The organism is Pedobacter sp. UBA4863 (genome assembly GCF_002399615.1).
Lineage (GTDB): Bacteria > Bacteroidota > Bacteroidia > Sphingobacteriales > Sphingobacteriaceae > Pedobacter.
In genome coordinates this window covers 76,782-103,444 of sequence record NZ_DHDZ01000029.1, presented here as the reverse complement: position 1 = coordinate 103,444, position 26,663 = coordinate 76,782, and the positions used below count along the sequence as shown (strand labels likewise).

Below are 26,663 nucleotides of genomic sequence, written 5' to 3'. Positions count from 1 at the left end.
ACACAAAAGATATTCTTTGCTAGCGAAAAGCTTACTTTTCTTATCTAAAATTTATGTTAATTAACTTCTAATTGCCTCTACCGGATCTAACCTAGAAGCCGAATAAGCTGGCCAAAAACCAGAAACCATACCAATAGCTACCGAAACGCCAATGCCCAACATCACGTTGCTTAAGTATAAAACTACTTTAAAATCGGTAAAATTGGACACCAACAACACGCCTATATAAACAATAGCTAAACCGCACAAACCACCCATTAAACAGAGTACAACAGCTTCGAAAATAAATTGCAATAAAATAAAGTAATTTTTGGCCCCTAACGATTTTTGTATGCCTATAATATTGGTCCGTTCGCGTACCGACACAAACATGATGTTAGCAATACCAAAACCGCCTACTAAAATAGAAAAGCCGCCAATAATCCAACCGCCAATATTTATACCATCAAACATCATGTCTAATTGATTAGAGAGCATGGTCGTTTTATTTAACGAAAAGTTATCTTCTTGCCCGGGGCTAATACGTCTAACGGCACGCATTTGCCCTAACAACTCGCTTTCCACTTCTTCAAAACTAACATTATCCTTCCCCCTAACCGTAATTTGCGGGTTATATCTTTCGTTATTGATATCGAAAATACCCTTGGCAAAAGCCATAGGGATAAGTACATTTTTATCCTGCGACATGCCCATCATATCCTCGCCCTCTTTTTTGAAAACTCCAACTACGGTTACCCTGCGGCCCATCACTTTAATTTGCTTACCTATGGGGTCTGCGCTTCCAAATAAGCCTTCAGCTATTTCAGCACCCAATATACAAACAGGCGTACCCGACTTTCCTTCATTTTCGGTAAAGTACCTGCCATTTTCAAATTCTAAATTCCAAGTTTGGTCGTACTCTTGGGTAGCAGCATTTAAAATTGCTCCCTCTACCGAACTACTTCTATATTTAACTGTTCTATTACTTGCCGAAATTTCAAAACATACCCCTTTTGCGCTTTCCATCCGCTCTTTTAACAGCAAATAATCTCTATACGATGGTTCTGGGCGGTTTACATATTTCCACCATGGGAAACTATCGCTAAAAATCCATGGCCATTTTTGTACAAATAAAGTATTTGAGCCAAGCTTATCTACACTTGACTGTATTTGGTTACGCATGGTATCTACCGCAGTAAATACAGCAATAATGATAAAAATACCAATGGTAATGCCCAATAGCGAAAGAGAAGTCCGCAGTTTATTTTGTCGCAGGGCGTCCCAAGCAAACCTGAAGCTTTCTCCGATAAGTTTAAAAACTAATATCATAATGTTTAGACCAAATGTACTTAAAAAGGTTACACCTAAGTAAGTGAAAAGTAAAAAGGTAAAAGTAAAAGTTTTGCGAGCCGCCCCTAAAAGTGCATTATAACCCAAACTAAGAGCCTATTTAAATAAATAGCATACACAAATAACGCGTTTGACATGGATGACAAATACTACTATTAGGTGCAGAAAACGGCGTACCAATCGTCCGTATATATTTGATTGACTAAAATTAAAACAGGCGCTAAGCTTTAGGAATTGAATTTATAAAAAACCTAAAACCATACGTTTGTTATCTTACTGATATTTAATTGCAAAAAGAGAATATTAATTCGTAAATTTGCGCCCTAATTTAGGGTATCAAAAGCAAGTTTTAGTTAGGAGCTATCCCTGTAAGATAGACTTTAAGCAACTAGCCCTTGCCAAGATCATAAACAATTAAAAATTACACATGAAATTATCTCAATTTAAGTTCAACTTACCCGATTCTCTTTTAGCTAATGATCCTGCTGAAGAAAGAGACGAAGCCCGTTTAATGGTTTTACACAAAGACACTGGTAAAATTGAACATAAAATCTTCAAAGATGTTTTAGGCTATTTTGATGATAAAGATGTAATGATTCTTAACAACACTAAAGTTTTCCCTGCCCGTTTATATGGCAATAAGGAGAAAACCGGTGCAACTATAGAAGTATTTTTACTACGCGAACTAAATAAAGAATTACGTTTATGGGATGTTTTGGTTGACCCAGCTCGTAAAATCCGTGTAGGAAATAAATTATATTTTGGAGACGACGATTTATTGGTTGCCGAAGTGGTGGACAACACTACATCGCGTGGTCGTACTATCCGTTTCTTATTTGACGGTACTGATGAAGAATTTAGAAGAAATGTAGAGATTTTAGGCGAAACTCCACTTCCAAAATACATTAAACGTAAAGCTACAGAGAAAGACAAAGAGCGTTACCAAACCATTTTTGCTAAACACGAAGGCGCTGTAGCTGCTCCTACTGCTGGCTTGCACTTTAGCAGAGAGTTAATGAAACGTTTAGAACTTAAGGGCATTGATTTTGCAGAAGTTACCTTACACGTTGGCCTAGGCACTTTCCGCCCGGTTGAGGTAGAAGATTTAACCAAGCACAAAATGGATTCAGAGCAATTCATTATCGAGCAAAAAGATGCAAACATTGTTAACAAAGCACTTGAGGAAAAGAGAAGAATTTGCGCTGTAGGTACTACTTCGATGCGTGCTATCGAATCGGCAGTTTCTGCTAACAAAACTTTGAAAGCAGCTAATGACTGGACCAGTAAGTTTATCTTTCCTCCTTATGAGTTTAGTATTGCTAACTCGATGATTACCAATTTCCATACTCCAGAATCTACTTTACTAATGATGGTAAGTGCTTTTGGTGGTTACGAAAATGTAATGAATGCATACGAAGTTGCCGTAAAAGAGAAATATCGTTTTTATAGCTACGGCGATGCGATGCTGATTATCTAGCAAAAAAGTATTTAGTAGTTAGTGTTTAGTTAAACAGCTATTTGCATACTAAACTAATCACAAACCAGTTATTATTACAACTGTCCTAACTACTAAATACTAATATCTAAATACTCAAAAGATGAAATTCTATGCAATAATAGTAGCTGGTGGCGCTGGCAAAAGAATGCAAACTGCAATAGCCAAACAGTTTTTATTGCTTAACAATAAGCCTGTAATAATGCATACATTACAGGCTTTTTATATTTCCGAAATTAGACCAGAAATTATATTGGTATTGGCCAAAACCGAGCATCAGTACTGGAAAGATTTATGTTTGAAATACAATTTTGATATTCCGCACACCTTGGTAGAAGGAGGCAAAGAACGATTTCATTCGGTTAGAAATGGTTTAATGACTATTAAAGAAGATGGTATAGTTGCCATTCACGATGCTGTTAGACCGGCAGTTAATACCAGTTTAATTACGCAAACGTTTCAAATAGCCTTAGAGGCCGGAAATGCGATTCCTTGTGTAAAACCAAGCGATTCTATTAGGAAACTACAAGAAAACTCGAGCAAAATTGTTAATAGGGACAAATTGGTATTAATACAAACCCCACAAACCTTTGAACTAGGACAATTACGAAAAGCTTACCAACAACGCTATTCGTCTAAATTTACAGACGATGCTTCTGTGGTAGAAGCGGCTGGATACCCTATTAATTTGATAAATGGCAGCCGAAATAACATCAAAATTACCTACCCAGAAGACTTAGAACTAGCATCGTTTCTATTGAAAAACAATATCATATCCTAATTTTGGCTCCCTGTGCAATAAGAAAACCTGCTGAAAAATAACCTCAACAGATTTCCCTATCCATTTATATTTTACAGTTCTTTAAATACAACGGTACTGTTATGCCCGCCAAAACCAAAAGCATTACTCATTGCCGTTTTTACTTCTTTATGTACAGCTTCATTAAACACCAATTGCATTCCTACCGGAATTGCTGGATCTGGCTCAACTACATTGATGGTTGGGGGTATCACATTATCGTTGATGCTCTTAATGGCAATAATAGCTTCAATAGCTGCTGCTGCGCCCAATAAGTGACCAGTCATAGATTTAGTAGAACTGATGTGCAAATTCTGTGAAGCACCAAAAACCTTGTAAGCTGCATTTAACTCCGCCAAATCTCCAACAGGAGTAGAAGTAGCATGAAGATTTAAATAATCTAACTCTTCTGGTTTAACATTAGCTTCTTCCAGTGCTAAATTCATTGCTTTAGCCGCTCCAATTCCCTCTGGGTGTGGCGACGTAATATGGTAAGCATCGGCAGTCATGGCAGCGCCCACTACTTCTGCGTATATTTTTGCACCTCTCGCCTTAGCGTGTTCGTACTCTTCTAAAATCAAAGCTCCCGCACCTTCTCCCATCACAAACCCATCCCTATCTTTATCAAAAGGCCTGCTTGCAGTTTGTGGGTCGTCATTTCTGTGCGACATTGCTTTTAAAGCCGCAAAACCACCGAAAGACGCTGGCGTAATACCTGCCTCAGAACCACCCGTTACAAACATTTTTGCTTTCCCCATTCTAATGTAGTTAAAGGCATCCATAATGGCGTTGTTACCCGTAGCACAAGCAGAAACTGGCGTATAATTAATTCCTTGTAGGCCAAACTTCATCGAAATTAATCCCGATGCCATATTTACCAATAGTTTTGGAATGAAGAACGGATTGAAACGTGGATTATAATCGCCTGTTACATAGTTTTCAACTTCGGTTTCGAAAGTTTGCATCCCTCCTTGTCCGCTGCCCCAAATTACACCAAAATCAAACGGATCTATGGTAGTTAAGTCAATACCGCAATCTTCTATGGCTTGTGCGGCGGCATATAAAGCATACTGCGTAAATAAGTCTGTACGCTTAATTTCGTTTCTGTCTAAATGTTCGACTGGATTAAAATTCTTCACTTCGCAAGCCATTTGCGAACGGAAACGCGAAGCATCAAACCTGGTAACGGTTTGGCATGCGCTTTTACCTTCCACAATATTCGTCCAAAAATCGGCTACGTTATGCCCCAACGGATTAATAGTTCCTAAACCAGTAACTACAACTCTTTTCATATCCTTATCTATTGTTTAAGGGCGCAAAGTTCGCATTTAGCAGCAATTAAATGTCTTTAATTTCTAATTATTCTAAAAGCATCCCACAAAAAACTGAAAAACAATTAAATAACAAAACCTGTATTGACAAAGGTATGCCATATTTTACGGACTAAAGGTTTTTCGACCCAGCAGAAAGTCTTATAAAAAACGAAGCCCCGATTTTCATCGGGGCTTATGATATCTTAAGAAAGTTCAAACTTGTAGCCTACTCCTTTAACGGTAGATACATAATTCTCACCTAACTTTTCTCTTAATTTTCTAATGTGTACATCGATGGTTCTGTTGGTAACCACTACCGAGTCTTCCCAAATATTTTTCAGGATAGATTCTCGCGTATATACCTTGCCCGGTTTTGATGCCAACAAATAAAGTAGTTCGAATTCTTTTTTCGCTAAAACTACTTTCTCGCCACTTTGGTAAACTAAATAAGATTCGCGGTCAATAACCAAATCTCCTATTTCTACTTTGTTCTCCACCACTTCGGTACCGCTAGCATTGCGGCGCAGAATGGCATTAATACGACTAACCAAGGCCCTTGGCTTAATTGGTTTAGCAATATAATCATCTGCTCCTACGTTAAAACCTGCTATTTCCGAATATTCTTCACTTCGGGCAGTTAAAAACACCATGAACGTATTTTTAAACTCTGGGATTGCCCTCATTAAACGACAGGCTTCAATACCATCCATCTTAGGCATCATAATATCCAAGATGATTAGATCTGGCTGAACCTTTTTTGCTACGTTAATACCTTCTTGACCATTACTGGCCAAAAACACCTGATAACCTTCTTTTTTAAGATTATACTCAATTAATTCGAGGATATCTGGCTCATCGTCAACAATTAATATCTTCTGCTTAGTTGTACTCATGGTAGTTTTATTTGTTGCGAAAGTAGGCATACAATTATAACAATTGGTTAAAATGAAGTTAACAAATTGTTAAGACTAACCTATAGCTTAACATAAACTTAGCGTTTTGGTAAATTATTCCTTAAAAAGATATCCAAATCCGCTCCTCTTAAATCTCTAGCAATGATTTTACCTTGTGGGTCTATGAGAAATGAACTTGGAATAGCTTCTACCTGATAAAGCCTAACGGTAGCGCCTTCAAAATCGCCCAATTCTCCTGCCTGATCCCAGCTTAAATTATCTTGCTTAATGGCCTGTGCCCATGCTGCCTTATCTTTATCTAAAGAAATGCCTAAAACAGTAAAATTTCTGTCCTTATAAGTTTGATATGCCTTTACTACATTAGGGTTTTCTGCCCTGCAAGGCCCACACCACGATGCCCAAAAATCTAACAACACATATCTCCCTCTGTAATCGGCCAATTTTATCTCTTTACCATCTATGCTTGGAATGGTAAAATCTGGCGCTATTTGTCCCACTTGTACAGCCTTTAACCTCATCACCTTTTCTACAAAATTCTTTACCGCCAAATGTTTCTTTAAACCCGCACCTACCTGTTCTGCATAATCTACCATTGCTTTTTCATTGCCTTGTGGGCTAACTAAGCTAATGGCATAAAAACTCACTAACGATTTACTGTTGTCCATTGCAAACTTTATCATGGCTTGGTTAAGATCGTACATGGCGTTGTTATATATCGGCGACAGTTTTTCCAATAGTTGCTCTCTTTGATCTGGGTTAGCAGCTACTTGTTCATCAAACTGTTTGCTTACGTCAAAAATCTTCTGCTGAAACTTAATTCTTACGTCGTTAAACTCGGCCAACTTTACGGCATCTTCTGCCCCATCAATGGTATAATGGCGATTTTTATCATTTACATCGGCAGTTATCTTTACTTCATCGCCATTTTTAGCAATTACGATGTATTCATTATCAAGGTAATTAACCCTAAAAAAATCGGCTTCTGGCTTGGTATTGGTAAACTTAAACTCGCCATTTGCAGATAAGTTTGTAGAGTCTAACAATACCATGCTATTGTTAGCCATGCCATAGAGGTAAACTTTATTTTTTGCTTCTGCGTTGGTTAATTTACCATTAATCGTAAATCTTGTTTTATCCCTACATGCTGTAAATATGCTAATGGTTGCTAGTAGTAATACTACACTTAGTTTCTTCATTTTAAGGAGTGAATTTTAAAGGAGTGAATGATTTGAATAACAGGAAATATCTTCGGACATTGTATTTCCAACTATTTCAGTTTGTCTAAAATTAATTCGTTTACTTTTTTTGCATCGGCTTTGCCTTTGGCCAGCTTCATTACTTCGCCAACAAACAAACCTAAAACGCCTTTTTTACCTTTTTTGTATGCTTCTACCTGTGGTTGATACTTGGCCAACACCTCATCTATCAATGCCTCAACGGCATCAACATCTTCCACAATAATTAGGTTAAGTTGTTTGGCCAAATCTGCCGCATTAACATTAGCCGTTTTCTCTAAAGCTGGCAGCAATGTTTGGATAGCATTTTGTTGCGAGATTTTCTTTTCATCAACCAAGTTAATGGTTTGTGCCAATTGAGAAGGTGTAAGGCCATAGGCAGTTATGCTTATTTGTTTCTCGTTCAAAATTGCTCTAATACTGCCCAACAACCAATTTACCAAACTTTTCTGGTGGTTAACTTGCGTTTTAGCCTCGTTGTAGTATTGGTATAAATCTTTATCATCGGCTAAAACGGCTGCTTCGGAAAGGCTAATACCTAAATCGGCAACTAAACTTCGGGCTATTTCTTTTGGCAAAGTTGGCATGTCCAATTTAACCTGCGCTAACCACTCTTCAGAAATGATTACTGGCGGCAAATCTGGATCTGGAAAATAACGGTAATCGTTAGCTTCTTCTTTGCTACGCATTGGCGAGGTTGTACCTTTATCTGCATCGAAGTTTAGGGTGCTCTGAATAATTTCGCCACCATCGCTCACTATTTTCACCTGTCTGTCAAATTCAAAATCCATCGCTCTTCGCACGTTACGAATAGAGTTTACGTTTTTCACTTCGCAACGTGTACCGAAAGCTGTCGTGCCTTTTTCACGAATAGAGATATTGGCATCGCAACGTAAAGAGCCCTCTTCCATATTGCCATCACTCACGTTTAAAAAACGCACCAATTGCCTAATTTCTGTAAGCAAAGCTGATGCTTCTTCAGCGCTACGAATATCAGGTTCGGTTACAATCTCTATTAATGGCACACCGGCACGGTTCAAATCAACAAACGAGTATTCTGCATCTTGGTCGTGCATGCTTTTACCCGCGTCTTCCTCTAAATGGATGCGGTTAATGCCAATTCTTTTCTCGGTACCATCGGCCAATTGCACGTTAATAAAGCCATTTTTGCAAATGGGGTTATTGTCTTGCGTAATTTGGTATCCCTTTGGTAAATCTGCGTAGAAATAATTTTTCCTATCGAAGAAATTATATTGATTGATTTCGCAGTTTAAAGCTAAACCAATACGCATTGCTTTTTCAATAACTTCCTTATTTAATTTAGGCAAAGCTCCCGGTAAGCCTAAAGAAACGGCAGAAATATGCTCGTTTGGTTCTGCACCAAAAGCAGCAGAATCTGAACAAAATATTTTAGATTGTGTATTTAACTGAACATGTATTTCTAAACCCGAAACAAGCTCGAAATTACAGGTGTCTTTTGCGGTAATTGTTGTACTCATAAAGTCAAATGTCCGATATCGGAAGACCGAAGTATAGTGTTTCTAATTTCACAAATATAGGGATTATCTATGGATGAATACTTTTTTTAACCACAGATGCACAGATTTATGGATAAATAATCTTAGCGAATTAACATCTGTGCAGCTGTGGCCAAGATCTATTTGAATGTATCAATACTATAGCATAGAGAGATGCTGTACCTAAATGGCACGGTATTCGTATAGCTTTTAACGACACACAAAAACTAAATGCTATGAAACGATTAATTCTGATGTTTGCCGTTGCTATAGTAGCAACCACATTACAAACCGCAAACGCTCAAGTAAGCTTAAATATTAATATTGGCTTACAACCTAATTGGGGCCCACGAGGCTATGATTATGTAGAATATTATTACATGCCCGAAATCCGCACCTATTACCATGTTCCTTCTAAGCGTTATGTTTATTACGAAGGCCACAATTGGGTGCACAGAAAATCGTTGCCTAAAGCTTACAGAGGTTATGATTTATACAGGGGAAGAAAAATTGTAGTGAACGAGCCTAGGCCCTATTTAAGACACAATGTTTACCAAACCCGTTATGTAGAAAAATACAGACATGATAATGGTAAACACAAAGGTTGGCATAAAGAAAAAGGAAGAAAAGGTAGAGATAGGGATTAAATTACATTTTTAGAAATACAACATCAATAATAAGGCCCTGAAAATTTCGGGGCCTTATTATTTTAAAATCTTTTACCTATAGTTATGCCCACACGGGGATATAACTCAATCTCTTCTTCATTATGTTGATTGAAGAACCTTCCAACTCCGTAAGATATCTCACCGACAAAACCATTCTTGGTTAAAAATTTGCCACCAATCGCCGCACCCATACCAACATTCCATCTCACACTATTTCTCAGCGTTGAAAAACCATAGTTACTGTCATAATAGTAGTTATACCCTTTAGTTTGCATTAAGGCGGCATTGGCTTCTATAAAAAACCCAGATGATTTCTTGGCATTTCCAAAATATATTCGATAGTAGGGTATAAAACCCAATTTGTATTCTATATCCTCATCTAACCCTAAGGAAACCGACAGGCCAAGCCCTGTATTATTTTCAAAAATTCTTTCGTAAGATATTTCTGGCATAGCCAAAATACCCATTAAAAGATTTAATTTAATTTCGTTCTTGCCGCTTATATTTTTATCTATAGCGGTACTATCTGTATTACTTTTAGTGTCTTTTTGAGCAAAAGCCGCGTATGTAAAACACAGCAGCATTAGCGTTAATAGATTTTTCTTCATTTTATGGTTTTGTTATAAAAATGTCTTTGCTTTTTCAATTGCTCTGGCCATTCCACTCGCATCTTTACCACCCGCTGTGGCATAGAAAGGCTGGCCACCGCCACCACCTTGAATTTCTTTAGCCAGTTCTCTCACAATCTGCCCTGCGTTGTAACCTTTCTCTTTTACCAATTCATCATCAATAGCTACGGTAAGTTGAGGCTTACCATCTATTACTACACCTAACACCAAGAACAAGTTCTGTACTGCTCCTTTAACTGCATAAGCCAACGTTTTTACAGAATCAGCATTTGGCAAATCAACGGTAGTAGCTATAAAGTTTACGCCATCAATATGTTGCATTTGGTTCTCTAGATCGGTTCTTAATGCAACGGCTCTCTCGGTAATGCTTTTTTCAATCTCTTTTTTAAGTGCGCTATTATCCTCGATGATCTTGCCTAAAGCAGAAACAAAATCTTTCGGATTATTCAACAAAGCCGTTAAGTTCTTCACTAAATCAAAATGTTCGCGAATAACCGCGGCAGAACGTTCGCCGGTAATGGCTTCTATTCTACGCACACCAGCGGCAACTGCACTTTCAGCAGTTAGTTTAAAAAAACCAATCTGTCCGGTAGCTTTTACGTGAGTTCCGCCGCAAAGTTCTTTCGAAAAATGGTCGTCGAAAGTGATCACACGAACAAAATCTCCGTATTTTTCGCCAAACAATGCCGTTACACCGCTATCAATAGCTTCTTGATAAGGTACGCTTCTTTGCTCTTTTAAAGGGATATTCTCTCTTATTTTCTCGTTAACGATGTCTTCAATCTTATTTAGCTCTTCGTCGGTAACCTTAGCAAAGTGCGAAAAATCGAAACGTAAGTAATCTGAATTTACCAAACTACCTTTTTGATTGACGTGAGTACCTAAAACTTGCTTCATTGCAGCGTGTAACAAGTGTGTAGCCGAGTGGTTATTTTCTGAAGCTTTACGTTTATCTTCATCAATAACTGCCCAGAATTTACCATCTAAATCAACCGGTAAGGTATCTGCAAAATGCACAATCACGCCGTTCTCTTTCTTAGTATCTGTAATTTCTACCCAAAATTGACGACTATGGTCTTCCAACCTACCGGTATCGCCAACCTGACCACCGCTCTCTGCGTAGAAAGGCGTTTGAGCCAAAACAATTTGATATTGCTCTTTGCCTTTAGCAGTAACCTTTCTGTATTTGATGATTTCCGTTTCTGTTTCGGTTAAATCGTAGCCAACAAATTCAGTTTCCCTGTCTTCGTTCACAAGTACCCAATCGCCAGTATCAATAGCTGTTGCCGCACGAGAACGATTTTTTTGAGCAAGCAAAGCTTCGTCAAATTTGTCGATGTTAATTGTAAAGCCTTTTTCTCTAGCCATTAGCTCGGTTAAATCAACTGGAAATCCGAAGGTATCATATAATTGAAATGCAAAAAGACCAGGAACTACATCTTTCACACAAGCCTCTTCATCCATCTCAGGAATAGAAAAAGCAACAGATTTATTTTCCAATGAAGTGTTGTGAGTCGCAATAAAGCTGTCAAACAAGTCAATTCCTTTAGCCAAAGTCCTCAAAAAAGAAACCTCTTCCTCTAAAACTACTTTTTGCACAAAATCTTTCTGCAAATACAACTCATCGAATACGCCATTAAACTGATTAGCTAATACTGGTACCAATTGATTTAAAAACGGTTCCTTTAAATTCAAGAAAGTATAAGCATAACGCACCGCTCTACGTAAAATACGACGGATTACATAACCAGCTTTATTGTTAGAAGGCAATTGACCATCTGCAATTACGAAAGAGATGGCACGAATATGATCTGCCATTACACGCATTGCCACAGCTTCGTTCCACCCTTTTTCGCCTGGTTCGGCATTGCCTATATATTCAAAACCAGATTTTTCTGAAATAAATTTGATTAATGGTGTAAAAACATCAGTATCGTAATTAGAAGTTTTGCCTTGTAGCACACGTACCAAACGCTCAAATCCCATTCCCGTATCTACGTGTTTGGCCGGAAGCGGTTTTAAAGAACCGTCCTTTAAACGGTTAAACTGCATAAATACGTTATTCCAAATCTCAATTACTTGCGGGTGATCGGCATTTACCAACGACTTTCCTTTGCCATCGGCACGTTCTTGGGCGGTACGACAATCCACATGGATTTCAGAACATGGCCCACAAGGTCCTGTATCACCCATTTCCCAAAAATTATCTTTCTTATTGCCTAAAACAATACGATCTTCTGGCACAAACTGTTTCCAAAGTTCAAAGGCTTCGGTATCCATTGGCAAGCCCTCTTTTTCATCTCCTTCAAAAACCGAAACGTACAATTGGTCTTTAGGGATCTTGTAAACTTCTGTTAACAATTCCCAACTCCAAGCTATGGCTTCTTTTTTAAAATAATCGCCAAAACTCCAGTTGCCCAACATTTCGAACATGGTATGGTGGTAAGTATCAATACCTACTTCTTCTAAATCGTTATGCTTACCCGACACACGTAAACAACGTTGTGTATCAACCACACGTGGGTATTTCACAGCGGCTTCTCCTAAAAACAAGTCTTTAAACTGGTTCATTCCGGCGTTGGTAAACATCAATGTAGGGTCGTTTTTTACCACAATTGGTGCCGATGGCACGATATGATGTCCTTTGCTTTTGAAAAACTCTAAAAAGGCCTGTCTTATTTCTTTCGCTGTCATTTTTATATAGGGTTTACAAGGTGTAAGGTGTAAAGCATAAGGCTTAAGTTTACTAACCTTAAAACCCTAAACCTTACACCTCAAACCATTCGGAGACAAAATTATAATTTTATTGTGGTTTTTTGCTAAAATCGGGCTACATTTGAACACTTTAAGTAAAACCTACAATCGTTTAATAATCAGTACAAAATATGCCATACAAAGAAAGAGAAATTAATAAAATGTATTACACGATGGGCGAAGTGACCGAAATGTTTGAGGTGAATGCTTCGCAGATTAGGTTTTACGAAAAGGAATTTGAGGTACTAAAACCCAAGAAAAACAAAAAGGGAAATCGTCTTTTTACCCCAGAGGATATTGAGAATTTGAAAATAATTTTTCATTTGGTAAATGATAAAGGTTTTACGTTGAAAGGCGCTAAAGAGCACATGAAGAGCAACAATGGCGAAGTAAAGGAAAATCAAAAAATTATAGATTCGCTTGAACGTTTAAAAGGCTTTCTTTTAAAACTTAACGAGGAGATTTAAAAAGTCTGTAGATATAACGTATTATTCTCTCATTTCAAAAATCAATCATTCGAAATTATTTACTAAATTGCTTTCACCAAACAGCCTATGCGTAAAATTTTACTCGCTTTTATTTTGTCTTTTTTTATAATCGATACCTTTGGCCAATACAACCAAGGGGCCCGATTAACGGCTATGGGCAACGCTAGTGCTGCTGTAAACGATATTTGGAGCTTAAATGCCAATCCAGCCGGAATTACGGGACAAAAATCTGCAACTGCGGCTTTAAACTACGCCCGTTATCTTTTTGGCGATGAACTGAGCGAGCAAAGTTTTGCCTTTGTACTACCTTTTAACACTAACTTTGCTGGCCTAAGCATTAATCGTTATGGCATTAGCGAACTTAGTGAAATTAAAGCCGCTCTTGGCTTAGCGAAAAAATTTGGAGAAGATTTGTCAATTGGTGTTAAAGCTAACGTGCACCAAATTAAAATTACCAATTATGGTAATGCAACTACATTTTCGGTAGATGCTGGTGTAAACTATACCGTGAGCAAACAGATTGGTTTAGGCTTGTACGTTAACAACCCTTCTTCGCAGAAATATAAAACCACCAATGTACAAACCTATATCCCTACAACTGTTAATTTTGGCGCAACTTACACACCTTCTAACAAACTGGTATTGGCTGCTACGGTTGCTAAAGATTTTGAACGAAAATTTGATGTTAGCGTAGGCGTAGATTATAAATTTTACGAATTACTGAGTTTACGTGGCGGCTTAAGTGCAAAGCCTTTCAAGCAGTACTTCGGCATTGGTTTAAATTACCAGAAACTGATGGTAGATATTGCGGTAGAAAGTCATCCACAAATTGGTTATACCCCTCAAATTGGCCTGTCTTATGCGTTTTAAACTGCTATTTATCATTACTTTTTTACTGATTGGTTTTGCAGCCAAGGCACAAACACAAGAAGATCAATTAATTAAGGACTTAATTGAAAGTATTGCAGAAAATTTACCAGAAGATTATGACCTTTCCGAGCTTCAAGATCGTTTAACCTATTACCGAAACAACCCCATTAACCTTAATAAAACTAATGCCGAGGAACTAAAAACATTGGTTTTTCTTTCTCCTCTTCAAATTAGTAATTTATTTGAGCATATTAGAAAAAACGGTAAACTGATAGACCTTTTGGAATTACAAAGTATTGCCGAGTTTGATGTAGTAACCATACAACGCCTAATGCCTTTTGTAACCTTAGAACAAAATGCTATAGTTGACAAAATAACCGGGCAAAACCTATTAAAATACGGCAATAACGATTTAATTGTACGTTATGGCCGCGTTATAGAAAAATCTAAAGGCTATACCGATTTACCCGGAAGCAGGTACTTGGGCACACCAGACCGATACTTGTTTAGGTATCGCTACACTTATTCTAACCGTGTTTCTGCCTCATTGGTATTTGAGAAAGATGCAGGCGAGCACTTTTTTAACGGGCCTAAACAAAAACCGTTCGATTTTCTTTCGGGGCATATTGCCCTATTAAATACAGGCAGGTTTAAGAAAATTGTAATTGGCGATTATAGCATGCAATTTGGACAAGCATTAACGCTTTGGTCGGGCTTTTCTTTCGGCAAATCGCCAGATATTACTGCCGTTGCCAAAAGGGATGTAGGCTTAAGGCCTTATACCTCTGCCAACGAATTTGCTTTTCTACGTGGTGCCGCAGCTACAGTTGGTATTGCCAAAAACATCGACTTCTCTCCTTTTGTCTCGCATCGAAAACTAGATGCCTCTTTAGGCACCAACGCCAATGGCGAAAAAACCATTACCACAATTAACGAAACGGGCCTGCACAGAACCCAAAACGAAATAAACAATAAGAACACTACCGAACAAATGGTTTATGGTGGTGTACTGCAATATAAAACCAATGCCTTAAATATTGGCGCAATAGCCTACCATACTTCATTTAACAGAATATTTGTGCCCGGCTCTTCACTATACCAAAAATTCAATTTTAATGGCAAAGAACTAACCAATATAGGTGCGCATTACAGTTATACTTACAAGAATTTTTATTTCTTTGGCGAGTTTGGAAAATCCTTAGATGCAGGTTTGGCCTATGTAAATGGCGCATTAGTTAGTTTATCATCTACGGTTTCTGCCGTAGTTTTGCATAGAAACTACCAAAAAAACTATCATAATTTCTTTAATCAGGCAACAGCCGAAGCCAGCGAAGCGTTTAACGAAAAAGGCTTTTATGCAGGCTTAAATATTAACCCGTCTAAAGTATGGAGTTTCCAGTTATATGGTGATTATTTCAATTACCCATGGTTACGTTTCAGAGTAGATGCTCCATCGGAGGGCTATGAGTTTTTGGGTCAGGTTACTTATTCTCCTACCAAAACTTTTAAAGCTATTCTACGCTTTAAATCTGAAGTTAAGCAACAAAACACCAGCTTAACGGTACCGTTTAACTACCTCGATAACGTAAAACGAGAAAATTACCGTGCCGATGTAAAATGGGCCGTTGGCAAATCATTCAGCTTCCAAAACCGTGTAGAAGTGGTGCAATTTAAAAAGGGTGCCGGCAATGCCGAATTTGGTTATTTAGCTTATCAAGATGTAAGTTACGATCCACTTTCATCAAGGCTATCTGGAAATATAAGGATTGCTTATTTTAACACAGCTTCTTACGACAGTAGAATTTATGCTTACGAAGACGATGTACTTTATAATTTTACCTTTGGCTTGTACAACGGAAAAGGATTAAGAGGTTATGCCAACTTGAAATATAGGCTGGCCAAAAAACTAGATGTTTGGGGCAGGTATGCACTTTACAACTACGAAAACGTAGAAAAAGTTGGTTCTGGGCTAGATGAAATTGGAGGAAAAATGAAATCGGAAATGAGGATACAGCTTCGATACCAGTTTTAGTAATAGCTCGGAGATATTATGTTATAATAAAAAATAAAAATTTTAACACTAAATTTAAAGTAAACTTCTGTTTAAGAAGTAGATATTAACTGGGCTATAAAAGTTAAATCGTTAACTAACCACCATACCATGTTTTGATATTCAAGGCAGAAATAGTGTTCGTGAAAATTATTTTGCCTTTTTGCTTAGGCATTGTACTAGGTTATTGCTTTCAAATCCCGCAACTATTCCAATTATCGGCCATTCTACTTGTATGCTTTATTACACTTGCGGCCAGTATCAATATCTTCTATAAAAAGGTTAAGGGATGGAAATTTAAACGACAAATTGCTAGTTTATACTACCTGTTATTTTTCATCTTGGGTACATTTGCGACACTATTCCATACCGACTTTCTACACAAGAATTACTTTGCAAAAAAACAATATCAACATTTAAAAGTATGGATAAACAACGAACCATCACAAATTAATGATATTTTAAGGTTTGAAGTAGCCGTAACCAATGGCTATGCCAATAACGAGGTGAAAAACTGCAGTGGAACGTTACAAATAGCCCTGAAATTAGACAGCCTATCCCCCATTAAGCTCCGCTATGGCGATGAATTACTTATTTCGGCCAACTATTTACCGATAGAACCGCCCTACAACCCAGCAGAGTTTGATTTTAAGCAATGGCTAGCTTCCAAAAACGTGTACCACCAATCTTTTATTCGGCAAGAACAACTGGTTAAACTGGCCAGCAATAAAGGAAATCCAATTATAGCTTACGCTTTAACCCTTAGGCAACAACAAGTAGCCATTTACCGAAAGTTAATAAAAGACGACGAAGCATTTGCGGTAGCATCTACCCTAATTTTGGGTTACCGAGCAAATTTGAGCAAAGAAACTTTAGCGGCCTACAGCAAAACAGGAACCATCCATGCACTATCTGTTTCGGGTATGCACGTTGGCATTATATACCTCATGCTCAACGCCCTGTTATTTTTCTTAAACCGTAATCGTGTGTTGTTGGTAGTAAAAGTAGTTCTTATTATTACATTAATTTGGTACTATTCCTTGCTTACGGGCCTATCTTCGTCGGTACTGCGCTCGGCCATTATGCTAAGTGCCTTTATTATTTCGAAACAAATTGGACGTAGCACCAACAATTATAACATTTTAGCCTTTACGGCCTTTATATTGCTGGCCTATAATCCGTTTTACCTTTGGGATGTTGGTTTTCAACTCTCCTTCTTGGCAGTATTTGGCCTTATTTACCTCGAGCCTAAAATTCACAATTGGTTGTATGTAAAAAATTATTTCCTTCATAAAATTTGGAAACTAATGTCTATAAGTTTAGCAGCACAAATAGCAACCTTACCACTCAGCATTTATTATTTCCATCAGTTTCCGGTATATTTCATTTTAGGCAACTTGCTCATCAGCATTCCTATTGTTGTACTCATGTATTTAGGCATCAGCATTCTATTATTAAAGCTATATCTACTTGCACCCATATTTGAGTGGTTAATTACCCTTACCAACAATATTTTAAAATGGATTGCCGATTTACCTTTTTCTGGAATTACCCAGATTTGGATAGCAAAATGGCAATTGTTCGTCTTATGCTTGTTAATCGGTCTGTTCGTTATAGGCTTTACCTATCGTAAAAAACAATACCTATTTTACGGGCTAGCCATGTTATTATTGTTTCAAGCAAGCCTTAGTTATCGTAAAATAATTAACTTTAAACAACAGCAAATAGTTTTTTACAGTTTACGAAAAAACTATGCTGCCGCGTTTATAGCAGGCAATACAGCCATTTTATTAACCGATTTAACCGCCGATGATAAAAACTTTGAGTTCTTTGTAAAACCATCTTTAGACCAAAGGCACATTAATCATATCCAATTTGTAAAATGGGAAGATGATTTTAAAACACACCATTTTATAAAACAACAGCACCTGATCACCTACCTCAACAAATCTATATTACTGATAGACCACTCCATCAATTACAAAAAAATTGAGCAAAACCCCAGTTTCGATTTTGTTTGGCTACACCAAAACCCAAAACAAAAGATAGAAAACTTGTACAAGGAAGTAAATTTTTCGAATTTGATTATAGATGCAAGCAATAAAGATTATTTAATTGCTAAGTTTGAAAAAAAAGCAGACAGTTTAAAAATAATCGCTCATGTACTAAAAAAACAGAAAGCGGTAAGCCTAAACCTTAATTAAGCTCATGGAACCATTGGTACTTTACCAGAGTAATGAACGCATTGCCAACATTACCATTAATAGGCCTGAAAAAAGAAATGCCTTAAACCCAGCCTTAATTGCCGAACTCACCAACGCTTTTTTAACTGCACAGCATGATGAAAACGTAAAAGTTGTGGTACTAAAAGCAAACGGAGAGGTTTTTAGTGCCGGTGCCGATTTGGCATACATGCAACAATTACAACATTTTTCTTACCAGGAAAACATACAAGATTCTACCGCTTTAAAAAATCTTTTCGAAACCATACGAACCTTATCAAAGGTAGTTATTGCACAAGTTGAAGGGCATGCTATTGCTGGTGGTTGCGGATTAGCTACTATATGCGATATAATTTTTGCTGTACCCGAAGCAAAATTTGGCTACACAGAGGTTAAGTTAGGTTTTGTACCAGCCATTGTGAGCTGCTATTTAGTACAAAAAGTAGGCGAAACTATTGCTAAAAAACTATTGCTAAGCGGCGATTTGTTTACAGCAGCTGAAGCATTGCAAAATAATCTCATCACGAGTGTAACAAAAGCAGAAGAAATTAATCAAATTGTAGATGATTTTGCAGTAAATTTGAGCAATAGCGCTTCTGGTAATTCTTTAATGCTAACTAAACAATTAATTAACCAAACAACCAATACATGGCTCGATAATTGTTTAAACAATGCGATTGAAGTAAATGCCAAAACGAGAGAAAGTCAAGATTTTAAAAAGGGAATTGCTGCTTTCTTAGCAAAAGAAAAAATTAAATGGTAACTAAACTTAAAAAAACAATATGATGTTCAAATCGGTAAAAACAGGGCTTTTAGCTGTTATTTTAGTAGGTTCGGCAATAATTGCTAACGCTCAAAAAAAACTTGCACAAGGCACAATTATTTATGGCGTAGAGTATAGTCTTCCGCCAGAGGCAGCAGCAATGGCTTCTCAGCTTCCTAAAGAGCAAAAAGTAAAATTTAATGGCAACTTACTTCGTATAGATATGGAACAAGGGCCAGCTGCCATAGGTATTTTAAAAGATTATGTTGAAAATAAAGGCCTAATGCTTATTGATGTACCAATTGCGCAAATGCAGTTTGCGGTAAAAATGAGCAAAGAAGATATCAATAAAGCAGAAGCTGCTTCGCCTAAGCTAAGCGATTTTAAAGCTACTGGCGAAAAATTAAAAATAGGCAATTACAATACTGAAAAATACACCTATAAAGACGACAAAGGTGGTAACTACGAACTTTGGGCCACTACAGAAGTTGAATTGCCCGCAGGCTTTTCGGGCGAGCAGTTTAAAGGTGTTAAAGGTACTTTAGTGAAATATACTACCTTTCAAAATGGCACAAAAGTAACTTTAACCGTTAAAAATATTACCGAAGACAAAGTTGGTCCTTTCTCTTTAGAAATACCTAGCGGTTACGAACTTAAAACCATGGAAGAAATTATGGCAATGCAAGGCGGCGGACAATAAGAACATACGCCAAAGGCATTTAAACCTATAAGCCCACGAACTTAAATCGTGGGCTTTTTTTATGGCTTTTTTACTAATTTAGCACCTCATGTTTAAAAGTCTAACTTTCTTTGTCAGATACCTTATATTTTGGCTGCTCTATTTTGCTGTCGATAGGTTCCTTTTCATGTTTATCTTCCATGTAAAACTGAGAGGTATTCCACTGTCCGAAAAGTTGGCTACCTATTATCACGCCCTCCGACTAGATCTATCTACAGCGGCCTATATCACGGTAATTCCTTTGTTAGTTTACACGTTCAACTACTTTAGTGGTAAAGAAAAAATTAACTTTAATTGGGTACGCTATTACAACGCCGTATTACTTGTGCTTTTCAGCATCATCTCGGTTGCTAATTTTAACATTTACCGAGAATGGGGCAGTAAAATAAATTCTAGAGCAATAGAGTTTGCCATCCTTACCCCTAACGAATCGTTAGCCTCTGGTGCCTCTTCCCCTATTTCGCTTACTATATTTATTCTACTCATCTTACTAACAGTTGGTTTTTACCTCAATTTTATACTTATAAAGCGGCAAATTATCTTTGTTAAAACACCAATTAGAACAAAAATTACTATTGCCCTACTGTTTTTAAGCTTTAACTTCTTGCTTATTCGCGGAATTAGCGCTACGCCCAATTCGCAAAGCATGGCCTATTTCTCTAATCATCAAATTTTAAACCATACGTCTTTAAACACAATTTGGAATTTGGTATCGAGTATGTTGTCAAGTAACCAAGTAAACAAAAATCCTTATCGCTATTTTGATCAGAAACAGGCTGATTTAACTATTAACCAGTTATATCACGTAGAAAAAGACAGCACTACTGCCATATTAAACACCAACAAACCCAATGTAGTGGTTTTTATTTTAGAAAGTTTTACCGCCGATTTGACCCAAAGCCTGGGAAATGAACAAGGAATTACACCTAATTTAGACAGTTTGGCAAAAAATGGCGTGCTCTTTAGCAACATATATGCCACCGGAAATCGCACAGACAAAGGTTTAATTGGTTCTTTGGCCAGCTTTCCAACACTTGGTATCGCAAGCATGGTTAAATGGCCCGATAAGATGCAAAAAATTCCTGCGCTTAGCCAGAAATTCTACGAGAACGGCTATCAAACCTCGTTTTATTACGGCGGAGAATCTGAATTTGACAACTATAAAGCATTTATATTAGGACACAAGTATAAAAAGCTAGTAGATAAAAATAGTTTCAAAAGCAATCAAATAAATCCACAATGGGGCGCTTATGATGGCTGGGTATTTAACAAACAGCTAAGCGATGCCAACATTAGCAAACAACCTTTTTTCTCTACCATACTGTCATTAACCAACCACGAGCCATTTGACCTACCCGTAGCTTACAAATTTGGCCAAGCAAATAATACGCAAAAATTTAAAAGCACGGCATTTTACACCGATTCTTGCATTGGCAGTTATTTAAGCGAGGCCAAAAAACAGCCTTGGTATAAAAACACCTTATTTGTATTTATTGCCGACCATGGACATTCGTTACCAAAGGCCAAGCACGAAATATACGAACCGCAACGTTACCATATCCCCCTTATATTTTATGGCGATGTAATTAAAGAAGAGTTTAGAGGTAAAGATTTTAACCAAACCGGTAGCCAATTAGATTTATCGGCTACGCTTTTGGCGCAGCTAAAAATAAACAGTAAAGAGTTTAAATGGAGTAAAAACCTTTTAAACCCTTATTACAGACATTTTGCTTATTTTAGTTGGGATAACGGTTTCGGCTTCATAGAAAATGGCCATACCGTAACTTTTGATAATTTTGGAAAAAGCATACTCTATAATAGTAACCCAGAAGATGCTAAAAAAACTAACGAAATTTTAACACTCGGAAAATCTTACCTTCAATCAGTTTATCAGCAATTTATAAACCTATAATACCAAATATGAAAATCGGAAAATTAATTTGGGCATTTACCTGCGCTGTTGTTATTTGCGGTAGTGCCAAGGCTCAAAATGTAAATTGGGCTAAAGATGGTAACAGTTACTACCAAAACATAGCCGGAGAAATTGTAAACATTACCCTCCCAAAAAACGAACGTAAAACAATAATTAGCACCAGTTTACTTACTACGCCAAACGGCAATACCATTTCGGTTCGAAGCTTTCAGCTAAACGACGATGGAACCAAGGCACTAATTTACACTAACAGTAAAAAAGTATGGCGTTACGATACCCGTGGCGATTATTGGGTGGCCGACATGACCAATAACACCCTAACACAAATAGGAAAAGACAAACCCACCTCATCGTTAATGTTTGCTAAATTTTCGCCCGATGCCTCTAAAGTGGCTTACGTTAGCGGGCACAACATTTACGTAGAAGACCTAAAAACGGGTGCTACCAAAGCCCTAACTACCGATGGTACCACCAGGTTAATTAATGGTACTTTTGATTGGGCTTACGAAGAAGAATTTGATTGTAGAGATGGTTTTAGATGGAGCCCCGACGGAAAATCTATCGCCTATTGGCAAATAGATGCCCGTAAAATCCGTAATTTCTTAATGATTAACAATACAGACTCTATTTACGCCTATAACATTCCGGTAGAATACCCAAAAGTGGGTCAAGATCCATCGGGTTGCAAAATTGGCGTGGTTGATATAGCAACAGCAAACACCACTTGGGTAGCCGTACCGGGCAGCTCGGTGCAAAACTATATCCCGCGTATGGATTGGGTACCAAATAGTAACAACATCATCTTACAACAACTAAACAGAGAACAAAACGTAAGCACTATTTTCTTGGTAAACGCCACTACAAAAAATGTGAGCGAAGTTTATAAAGAAAGTGATAAAGCCTGGATTGATGCCATTGATAAATTTAACTGGATCAACAAAAACAAAGAATTTGTACTAAAAACAGATAGAGATGGCTGGGCACATTTATATCGCATTAATATTGAAAATAAAAAAGCTACATTAATTACCAACGGCAATTACGATGTAATGAGCCTAAATTTGATAGATGAAGCGAACAACACCGTTTATTTTAGCGCATCGCCAACTAATGCCATGCAAAAATACCTTTATAAAACAAAGTTAGACGGTAAAGGAAAGTTAGAAGCGGTAACCCCATCTGTATTGCCAGGTACCCATAACTATAATATCTCGCCAACCGGTGCCTTTGCCCTACACAGTTATCAAAGTGCTACGGTAAGACCAGTAAACGAATGGATGAACTTTAAAACAAACAATCCTTTGTCTATGAATGGCAGCATTACTAACCAAGTGGGCAGCCAAGCCGCAATTAAAAACAAAGTAGAGTTTTTTAAGGTAACTACCGATGACGGCATTGAGTTAGATGGCTGGATGAAAAAGCCAGACAACTTTGATAGAACAAAGAAATATCCAGTAGTTTTATACGTTTACGGCGAACCAGCATCGGCAACTGCGCTTGATACTTGGGGTGCTGGCAACAACTTCTTGTACGCTGGCAATATGGCAAAAGATGGGTACATCTATATCTCTATGGATAATCGTGGTGCGCCAGTGCCTAAAGGTAAAGACTGGAGAAAAGCAATTTACAAAAACATTGGCCAGCTAAACATACGCGACCAAGCTTTGGGAATGAAAAAACTACTTGCCACCAATAGCTTTATGGACAAAGATAGAGTAGCTGCTTGGGGATGGAGCGGCGGTGGCTCATCTACGTTAAACTTGTTGTTTCAATATCCAGACATTTTTAAAACTGGCGTTTCTATTGCACCAGTTGCCAACCAATTAACCTACGATAACATTTACCAAGAAAGATACATGGGCACTCCTTTTCCTACTACAGCTGCCTACGTAGCTGGCTCGCCGGTTACATATGCCAAAAACCTAAAAGGAAATTTGTTATTGATACACGGCACTGGCGATGATAATGTGCATTATCAAAATGCGGAGATGCTAATTAATGAATTAGTAAAACATAAAAAAACCTTTCAATTAATGAGCTATCCCAACAGGTCACATAGCATTAACGAAGGCGAGGGCACTACCGAGCATTTAAGGTTAACCTTCACTAAATTCATTAACGATAATTGTCCTGCTGGAGGAAGATAATAAAACAATATTATCATTTCGACAGCCTGCTCAGACTATTCGGAGAGGAACAAGAACAGATCAATTATACATTAAAAATCCCTACTAGCTAAACATTAGTAGGGATTTTTATTTTTCGCAACCTCGTAGATTTCTACCTACAGTAGGAAACATATTATAACCAATCAATACCTTTTTTTAATAAATTGATGGTTTTTTCTTCTTCGCTTGCTGGCTGGGCCTGTGCATTATAATGCCATTTTGCAGTTGGTGGCAAGCTCATTAAAATACTTTCTATTCTGCCGTTAGTTTCTAAACCAAATTTGGTGCCCGAATCGTACACCAAGTTAAACTCGGCATACCTGCTACGGCGTAAATACTGCCATTCTTTATTGAAATCGTTATACGCTTTATCCCTGTTTCTATCAATTAACTCGGTATAAACCGGTAAAAAGGTATTGCCTACCGCTAACGAAAAATCCAATAGCTGATCATAAGATAAATCGGTATTTTCTGGCTTAAGCCTATCGTAAAAAATACCACCTATGCCCCTAGTTTCTTCCCTGTGCTTAATAAAAAAGTAGTCGTCTGCCAATTGCTTAAAGCGAGGGTAAAAATCTGCCTTAAACTCATCGCAAGCCTGCTTTAAATGGTAGTGAAAAAATCTAGCATCTGTAGGAATTACATAATGCGGCGTTAAATCAATACCGCCACCAAACCAGCGTGTTTGTTCATCCATTTCAAAATAACGGATATTCATATGGATGATGGGTACAAACGGATTTTCGGGATGTAAGACAATAGAAACTCCGGTAGCAAAAAACTCATCATTTTCTACTTTAAACGATTTTTTAACGGCCTCTGGCAACTTACCATAAACTGCCGAAAAATTAACGCCCCCTTTTTCTATTACATTACCATGCTGTATTACCCTAGTACGTCCGCCGCCGCCGCCATCTCTTTCCCATAACTCTTCTACAAACAAACCTTTACCATCGGCTTCTTGTAAACCGGTACAAATACTATCCTGAATTTGTCTATAGGCTTCAGCCACTTTATCTCTAAACATCTTCTTCTTTAATTATAGCATCAAATTTACACCTAATATAGGGCATTAGCCAAACCCAATAACAGATAGTACATTAGATTGACATTGCCATTTTAAGATGACAAATTAGCTTAAATAGCAAGGCGTGTTAAGACAAACATATATTTATTGCGCTGATAGAGATAAAAGTTTTTTTAACCAATTTAGCACTAATCATCAAACTAAAGACGAATAGCAGATAACGCAAAAAGCTAGATTTACCCTCCTTACAACCCGTCAAAAAGACGATACGAACAAAATAATTACCCTAGAAACTACAGGCAGCACTTTAACCAGCGACGTAGCAACAACGGAGGACCGACGGTAGACCGACGGTGAACCAGCATACCCAAAACGACAAACACGCCAAAAACCGACAGATACAGACAATTTACATTTTTAGCGCCCATTTAAGCACTAAAGCCCCGAACCATAGCCAATTTTATTCCTCTACGTAATCTAAATCTTTATTAAAAGTTTCTTTTAGCTGGCTTAGGGCTAATAAAGCTATCGCGATGCAAATTGCACCAACCACGAAAGCACCTTGCAAAATCCCCATTTTCTCTTTAAAAAACTGAAATCCGGTGGTGATGGCAATTAATGAACCTCTGATGAAATTAGGGACAGTTGTGGTAACTGTAGCTCTTAAATTGGTGCCAAATTGCTCTGCGGCAATGGTTACAAAGGTTGCCCAATACCCCGAAGCAAAACCTAAAAATAAACTGAGTAAAATAAAACGCTCTGGTGTTAGGCCATAAGAATTTAGGTAAACCACTATTGCTACCCCTGTTAACAATAAAAAAAAGAGCATTACCTGCCTTCTAGACTTTAGCATTTGCGCCAGCAGGCCAGCCACCACATCTCCAATAGCAATACCTATGTAGCAATACATTACCCCCTTGCCTGCATTTAAAACCCCAGTAGCATTTAGGGCTTTACCAAATTCTGGCGAAAATGTAATGAGCACGCCTACTACATACCATAAAGGCAAGCCAATTAAAATACAGTATAAATAAGTTTTAAACCTGTTCCAATTATTAAACAGCATAAAAAAATTGCCTCTTTTTATGTTTTCGTTGGCGGTAGTTTCTTTAAACATACCCGATTCTGCTAGGCCTATACGCAGTATCAATAATAACAAACCCATACCGCCGCCAATAAAATAACTGGTTTGCCAAGTAAAATGATCTCCAACAATTGCGGCCATTACCGCACCTAACAAGCCTACCCCAGCAACAATCATGGTACCATAGCCCCTATTTTTCTTGCTCATGGTTTCGGCCACCAAGGTAATACCTGCACCTAGTTCGCCCGCCAAGCCTACACCTGCTATAAAACGAATAATTTCATATTGCGTAACGGTAGTAGCAAAACCATTGGCAATATTGGCTAGCGAATAGGTAATGATAGAGCCAAACAGCACACTTAATCTTCCTCTTTTATCGCCCAGTATGCCCCATAATAAACCACCTACCAACATCCCAAACATTTGGCTGTTCATGATAGCTGCGCCTATCTGCAACATATCCGTATCGGCCACGCCTAAATCTTGCAAGCTTTTTACACGTACTACAGAAAAAAGAATTAAATCGTAGATATCTACAAAATAGCCTAAAGAGGCTACCAAAATAATTAAAGCAATGTTTTTATTGCTTGTTGATTGATCCATTAATAGTTTAGTTTGCTAAGCTGAAACTACAAAAAAATCAAAATAAAAAATGCTGCAATTATG

At 37.6% G+C, this 26,663-nt stretch carries 20 protein-coding genes; 11 read left to right on the top strand and 9 right to left on the bottom strand.

Annotated elements, in window-relative coordinates; all coding sequences use genetic code 11:
* Window positions 1-60: 60 nt before the first annotated feature.
* A complete protein-coding gene (locus B3I52_RS05830) occupies window positions 61-1,305 on the bottom strand; it encodes an ABC transporter permease (protein WP_293299573.1) in 1,245 nt (414 codons plus the stop codon).
* Window positions 1,306-1,756: 451 nt separating this feature from the next.
* On the opposite strand from B3I52_RS05830, the gene queA reads away from it, so the two are divergent.
* Window positions 1,757-2,806 carry a tRNA preQ1(34) S-adenosylmethionine ribosyltransferase-isomerase QueA gene (queA, locus tag B3I52_RS05825; RefSeq protein WP_293299497.1) on the top strand — a complete coding sequence of 350 codons (1,050 nt, stop codon included), beginning with the start codon at window positions 1,757-1,759 and terminating at the stop codon, window positions 2,804-2,806.
* 121 nt (window positions 2,807-2,927) lie between these two features.
* The gene (locus tag B3I52_RS05820; protein WP_293299496.1) at window positions 2,928-3,605 is read left to right on the top strand and encodes a 2-C-methyl-D-erythritol 4-phosphate cytidylyltransferase; all 678 of its coding nucleotides are present in this window, start codon (window positions 2,928-2,930) and stop codon (window positions 3,603-3,605) included.
* 71 nt (window positions 3,606-3,676) lie between these two features.
* Here the strand turns inward: B3I52_RS05820 and fabF are convergent, their stop codons facing one another.
* From fabF to gatB, 4 genes are all read right to left on the bottom strand, one after another.
* The gene (gene fabF, locus B3I52_RS05815; protein ID WP_293299495.1) at window positions 3,677-4,915 is read right to left on the bottom strand and encodes a beta-ketoacyl-ACP synthase II; all 1,239 of its coding nucleotides are present in this window, start codon (window positions 4,913-4,915) and stop codon (window positions 3,677-3,679) included.
* Window positions 4,916-5,139: 224 nt separating this feature from the next.
* Complete coding sequence (locus tag B3I52_RS05810; RefSeq protein WP_293299494.1) at window positions 5,140-5,829, bottom strand: response regulator transcription factor; 690 nt, start codon at window positions 5,827-5,829, stop codon at window positions 5,140-5,142.
* Between the two features lie 98 nt (window positions 5,830-5,927).
* Complete coding sequence (locus tag B3I52_RS05805; protein WP_293299493.1) at window positions 5,928-7,046, bottom strand: TlpA disulfide reductase family protein; 1,119 nt, start codon at window positions 7,044-7,046, stop codon at window positions 5,928-5,930.
* Between the two features lie 71 nt (window positions 7,047-7,117).
* Complete coding sequence (gene gatB / locus B3I52_RS05800; RefSeq protein ID WP_293299492.1) at window positions 7,118-8,584, bottom strand: Asp-tRNA(Asn)/Glu-tRNA(Gln) amidotransferase subunit GatB; 1,467 nt, start codon at window positions 8,582-8,584, stop codon at window positions 7,118-7,120.
* Between the two features lie 254 nt (window positions 8,585-8,838).
* Here gatB and B3I52_RS05795 point away from each other — a divergent pair, with 254 nt between their 5' ends.
* Window positions 8,839-9,249, top strand: coding sequence for a hypothetical protein (locus B3I52_RS05795; protein WP_293299491.1), 411 nt, complete (start codon window positions 8,839-8,841; stop codon window positions 9,247-9,249).
* 62 nt (window positions 9,250-9,311) lie between these two features.
* Here B3I52_RS05795 and B3I52_RS05790 read toward each other — a convergent pair whose 3' ends face one another.
* Together B3I52_RS05790 and alaS are read right to left on the bottom strand one after the other, a co-directional pair.
* Window positions 9,312-9,878 carry a hypothetical protein gene (locus B3I52_RS05790; RefSeq protein ID WP_293299490.1) on the bottom strand — a complete coding sequence of 189 codons (567 nt, stop codon included), beginning with the start codon at window positions 9,876-9,878 and terminating at the stop codon, window positions 9,312-9,314.
* A gap of 12 nt (window positions 9,879-9,890) precedes the next feature.
* On the bottom strand, window positions 9,891-12,593 hold the full coding sequence (alaS, locus tag B3I52_RS05785) for an alanine--tRNA ligase (protein WP_293299489.1): 2,703 nt from the start codon (window positions 12,591-12,593) through the stop codon (window positions 9,891-9,893).
* Between the two features lie 191 nt (window positions 12,594-12,784).
* Between alaS and B3I52_RS05780 the strand changes: the two genes are divergently transcribed.
* The 8 genes from B3I52_RS05780 to B3I52_RS05745 all read left to right on the top strand — a co-directional run bounded on the left by B3I52_RS05780 (window position 12,785) and on the right by B3I52_RS05745 (window position 23,865).
* The gene (locus B3I52_RS05780; RefSeq protein ID WP_293299488.1) at window positions 12,785-13,120 is read left to right on the top strand and encodes a MerR family transcriptional regulator; all 336 of its coding nucleotides are present in this window, start codon (window positions 12,785-12,787) and stop codon (window positions 13,118-13,120) included.
* Between the two features lie 87 nt (window positions 13,121-13,207).
* On the top strand, window positions 13,208-14,011 hold the full coding sequence (locus B3I52_RS05775) for a hypothetical protein (RefSeq protein WP_293299487.1): 804 nt from the start codon (window positions 13,208-13,210) through the stop codon (window positions 14,009-14,011).
* Window positions 14,001-16,043 (top strand): helix-hairpin-helix domain-containing protein, encoded by a 2,043-nt coding sequence (locus B3I52_RS05770; protein WP_293299486.1) that lies wholly within the window; start codon window positions 14,001-14,003, stop codon window positions 16,041-16,043. The genes B3I52_RS05775 and B3I52_RS05770 overlap by 11 nt, the downstream gene beginning before the upstream one ends.
* Before the next feature lie 134 nt (window positions 16,044-16,177).
* Window positions 16,178-18,265 carry a ComEC/Rec2 family competence protein gene (locus B3I52_RS05765; RefSeq protein ID WP_293299485.1) on the top strand — a complete coding sequence of 696 codons (2,088 nt, stop codon included), beginning with the start codon at window positions 16,178-16,180 and terminating at the stop codon, window positions 18,263-18,265.
* 4 nt (window positions 18,266-18,269) lie between these two features.
* Entirely contained in the window at window positions 18,270-19,046 is a 777-nt protein-coding gene (locus B3I52_RS05760) for an enoyl-CoA hydratase/isomerase family protein (RefSeq protein WP_293299484.1), read from the top strand.
* A 19-nt stretch (window positions 19,047-19,065) separates the two neighbouring features.
* Window positions 19,066-19,746, top strand: coding sequence for a hypothetical protein (locus B3I52_RS05755; protein ID WP_293299483.1), 681 nt, complete (start codon window positions 19,066-19,068; stop codon window positions 19,744-19,746).
* Between the two features lie 166 nt (window positions 19,747-19,912).
* A complete protein-coding gene (locus B3I52_RS05750; protein WP_293299482.1) occupies window positions 19,913-21,697 on the top strand; it encodes an LTA synthase family protein in 1,785 nt (594 codons plus the stop codon).
* Window positions 21,698-21,705: 8 nt separating this feature from the next.
* A complete protein-coding gene (locus B3I52_RS05745) occupies window positions 21,706-23,865 on the top strand; it encodes a S9 family peptidase (protein WP_293299481.1) in 2,160 nt (719 codons plus the stop codon).
* A gap of 154 nt (window positions 23,866-24,019) precedes the next feature.
* Here the strand turns inward: B3I52_RS05745 and hemF are convergent, their stop codons facing one another.
* A complete protein-coding gene (gene hemF / locus B3I52_RS05740) occupies window positions 24,020-24,913 on the bottom strand; it encodes an oxygen-dependent coproporphyrinogen oxidase (protein ID WP_293299480.1) in 894 nt (297 codons plus the stop codon).
* Window positions 24,914-25,373: 460 nt separating this feature from the next.
* On the bottom strand, window positions 25,374-26,600 hold the full coding sequence (locus B3I52_RS05735) for an MFS transporter (RefSeq protein WP_293299479.1): 1,227 nt from the start codon (window positions 26,598-26,600) through the stop codon (window positions 25,374-25,376).
* Window positions 26,601-26,663: the final 63 nt, after the last annotated feature.

What these genes read in the sequence shown, in the direction of transcription:
- queA (WP_293299497.1), top strand. Translation starts at nt 1,757, where the DNA reads ATGAAATTATCTCAATTTAAGTTCAACTTACCCGATTCTCTTTTAGCT.
- B3I52_RS05820 (WP_293299496.1), top strand. Translation starts at nt 2,928, where the DNA reads ATGAAATTCTATGCAATAATAGTAGCTGGTGGCGCTGGCAAAAGAATG.
- fabF (WP_293299495.1), bottom strand. Translation starts at nt 4,915, where the DNA reads ATGAAAAGAGTTGTAGTTACTGGTTTAGGAACTATTAATCCGTTGGGG.
- B3I52_RS05810 (WP_293299494.1), bottom strand. Translation starts at nt 5,829, where the DNA reads ATGAGTACAACTAAGCAGAAGATATTAATTGTTGACGATGAGCCAGAT.
- B3I52_RS05805 (WP_293299493.1), bottom strand. Translation starts at nt 7,046, where the DNA reads ATGAAGAAACTAAGTGTAGTATTACTACTAGCAACCATTAGCATATTT.
- gatB (WP_293299492.1), bottom strand. Translation starts at nt 8,584, where the DNA reads ATGAGTACAACAATTACCGCAAAAGACACCTGTAATTTCGAGCTTGTT.
- B3I52_RS05795 (WP_293299491.1), top strand. Translation starts at nt 8,839, where the DNA reads ATGAAACGATTAATTCTGATGTTTGCCGTTGCTATAGTAGCAACCACA.
- B3I52_RS05790 (WP_293299490.1), bottom strand. Translation starts at nt 9,878, where the DNA reads ATGAAGAAAAATCTATTAACGCTAATGCTGCTGTGTTTTACATACGCG.
- alaS (WP_293299489.1), bottom strand. Translation starts at nt 12,593, where the DNA reads ATGACAGCGAAAGAAATAAGACAGGCCTTTTTAGAGTTTTTCAAAAGC.
- B3I52_RS05780 (WP_293299488.1), top strand. Translation starts at nt 12,785, where the DNA reads ATGCCATACAAAGAAAGAGAAATTAATAAAATGTATTACACGATGGGC.
- B3I52_RS05775 (WP_293299487.1), top strand. Translation starts at nt 13,208, where the DNA reads ATGCGTAAAATTTTACTCGCTTTTATTTTGTCTTTTTTTATAATCGAT.
- B3I52_RS05770 (WP_293299486.1), top strand. Translation starts at nt 14,001, where the DNA reads ATGCGTTTTAAACTGCTATTTATCATTACTTTTTTACTGATTGGTTTT.
- B3I52_RS05760 (WP_293299484.1), top strand. Translation starts at nt 18,270, where the DNA reads ATGGAACCATTGGTACTTTACCAGAGTAATGAACGCATTGCCAACATT.
- B3I52_RS05755 (WP_293299483.1), top strand. Translation starts at nt 19,066, where the DNA reads ATGATGTTCAAATCGGTAAAAACAGGGCTTTTAGCTGTTATTTTAGTA.
- B3I52_RS05750 (WP_293299482.1), top strand. Translation starts at nt 19,913, where the DNA reads ATGTTTATCTTCCATGTAAAACTGAGAGGTATTCCACTGTCCGAAAAG.
- B3I52_RS05745 (WP_293299481.1), top strand. Translation starts at nt 21,706, where the DNA reads ATGAAAATCGGAAAATTAATTTGGGCATTTACCTGCGCTGTTGTTATT.
- hemF (WP_293299480.1), bottom strand. Translation starts at nt 24,913, where the DNA reads ATGTTTAGAGATAAAGTGGCTGAAGCCTATAGACAAATTCAGGATAGT.
- B3I52_RS05735 (WP_293299479.1), bottom strand. Translation starts at nt 26,600, where the DNA reads ATGGATCAATCAACAAGCAATAAAAACATTGCTTTAATTATTTTGGTA.